General features: G+C 71.6%; 3 protein-coding genes. 1 reads left to right on the forward strand and 2 read right to left on the reverse strand.

The genetic code is table 11. The features are described 5' to 3' along the window. Positions 1-582: SigE family RNA polymerase sigma factor (locus tag VOI19_RS18290; RefSeq protein ID WP_323794374.1), on the reverse strand; the 582-nt coding region annotated here is incomplete at its 3' end. A 12-nt stretch (positions 583-594) separates the two neighbouring features. Here VOI19_RS18290 and VOI19_RS18295 point away from each other — a divergent pair. Next, positions 595-1,524, forward strand: coding sequence for a ketopantoate reductase family protein (locus VOI19_RS18295; protein WP_323794375.1), 930 nt, complete (start codon positions 595-597; stop codon positions 1,522-1,524). A gap of 41 nt (positions 1,525-1,565) precedes the next feature. Here VOI19_RS18295 and rplQ read toward each other — a convergent pair whose 3' ends face one another. Further along, a complete protein-coding gene (gene rplQ, locus VOI19_RS18300) occupies positions 1,566-2,174 on the reverse strand; it encodes a 50S ribosomal protein L17 (protein ID WP_323794376.1) in 609 nt (202 codons plus the stop codon). Positions 2,175-2,304 lie beyond the last annotated feature (130 nt).

Here is a 2,304-nt window from a genome sequence, read left to right on the forward strand (position 1 = left end):
GATGCGCAGCTTGGCGAGCGCGCGGCTGCACTGGCTCTTGACGGTGCCGACCGTGCAGCCGAGCACCTCGGCCGTCTGGGCCTCCGTGAGGTCCTCGAAGTAGCGCAGCACCACGACCGCCCGCTGCCGCCGCGGCAGCCGCTCCATGGCCGTCCAGAGGTCCAGGCCCGCACCGGTGGCGTGGGCCTGGTCGCGGCCGCTGCCGCCGTCCCGACGCGAGGGCTCGGGAAGGTCCTCGGTGGCCTGCTCGCCGTTCCACTTGCGGCGCCACCAGGTGGCGTAGGTGTGGAAGAGCACCTTGCGCACGTAGGCCTCCGGGGAGTCGCTGATGCGACTCCAGGCGAACCACGCCTTGGTGAGGCTGGTCTGGAGGAGGTCCTCCGCCAGGGCGTGGTCGTGGGTGAGGAGATAGGCGGTGCGGAGCAGGGTCGTCGAGCGCGCCGCGACGAACTCGTCGAAGTCAGGAAGTGCTGACGGGCCCACGCGCTGCTCCGTCCTCGCTCCGGGCCGCGCCGAGTCGCGTGCCGTGGTGTCGATCATGTACTCCTGGACCACTCGGGCCCGGCAGATGGTTGCACGCACAGGAGGAACTCCATGAAGTACGTCGTCTACGGCTCCGGAGCGGTCGGCGGGGTCATCGGCGCCCGCCTGCACCTCGCCGGTCTCGACACCACGCTCATCGCCCGCGGAGCCCACCTGGAGCAGATCCGCACGAGCGGCCTCGTGCTCGACCGGGCCGGCGGCCCCGAGGTCGTGCACCCCGCAGCGAGCGACACCGTCGCCGACGTCGACTGGAGCGACGAGACCGTCGTCCTGCTGTGCGTGAAGGGCCACCAGACCCCGGCGGCGCTGGCCGACCTCGTCGCGCACGCCCCGGTCGGCACGCCGATCGTCTGCGCCCAGAACGGCGTCGCCAACGAGCCCGAGGTGCTGCGCCGCTTCCCGCGCACCTACGGCCTCACCGTCATGCTTCCCTCGCTCCACCTCGAGCCCGGCACCGTTGCGGAGAAGTGCACGCCCGTGCCCGGCCTCCTCGACCTCGGCTGCTTCCCGAGCCGCGTGGACGACGTCGCGGAGCGCGTCGCCGCCGACCTGCGCGCGGCCGGCTTCGAGTCGGTGCCGCGGGCCGACATCATGGCCTGGAAGTACCGCAAGCTGCTCGTCAACGCCGTGGGTGACGCCGGTGGTCTCGCCGAGGAGGGCGAGGACGTCGCAGCGCTGCGCGCAGCCGTGCTGGCCGAGGGCGAGGCCGTGCTCGCCGCCGCTGGCATCAGCGCCGTCACGGCCGAGCAGGACGACGTACGACGAGGAGACCTGCTGCGGCCTCGCGACGACATCGCCGACTACCAGGGCAACTCGCTGAGGCAGAGCCTCGCCCGGGGCCTGGCCTCGGAGATCGACTACCGCGCCGGCGAGATCGTCCTGCTCGGTCGGCTGCACGGCGTCCCCACGCCCGTCAACGAGCGCCTGCGCGCCCGCGTCGTCGAGCAGGAAAAAGCACAGCGACCCGCCGGCCCCGGGTAGGGGCGGCGGGCCGCTGCAGCGTGATCGGCTGGTGAGCCGGATCAGGCCTTGGACTCGTCCTCGGTGGCCTCGTCGGCCTCGGCCTGCGGGGCCTCGGACTCGAGCTTCGCCTCGGGGTCACCCTCGGTCTCGACGTCCGACTCGACCTCGGGCGCCTCAGCGGCGTCCTCGGCAGACTCGGTCTCGACGACCTCCTCGGCCGGGGCCTCGGTGTCGTCGGCTGCAGGGGTCTCGGCAGCGGCCGGAGCAGCCTTCGCGTTCGAGGCCTTCGGCGCGTACGCCTCGGTCACGAGCTCGATGACGGCCATGGGCGCGTTGTCGCCCTTGCGGGGGTTGATCTTGGTGATGCGGGTGTAGCCACCGGGACGCTCGGCGAACGTCGGCGCGATCTCGGTGAAGAGAATGTGCACGACACCCTTGTCGCGGATGGTCTTGAGGACCTCGCGACGCTGGTGCAGCGGGTTCTCGCCGTTGTGGGCCTTGACCGCCTTGGTGATGAGCTTCTCGGCGTGGGGACGCAGCGTGCGCGCCTTGGCCTCGGTGGTCGTGATCCGGCCGTGCTCGAACAGCTGCGTCGAGAGGTTGGCCAGGATCAGGCGCTGGTGGGCCGGGCTTCCGCCGAGGCGGGCGCCCTTCTTCGGTGCGGGCATGAGGCTTCTCGATCCTCCCGAGCCGTGTCAGGTACTCGGGTTAGAGGTGATGGGTGCTGCGGGTGGTGCTGAGGCGCCGACCCGTCAGACGTGCTGACGGGTCGGCGTGCAGATCAGTACTGCTCGTCCT

The sequence above is a fragment of the Nocardioides sp. genome (assembly GCF_034670285.1).
GTDB lineage: Bacteria > Actinomycetota > Actinomycetes > Propionibacteriales > Nocardioidaceae > Nocardioides.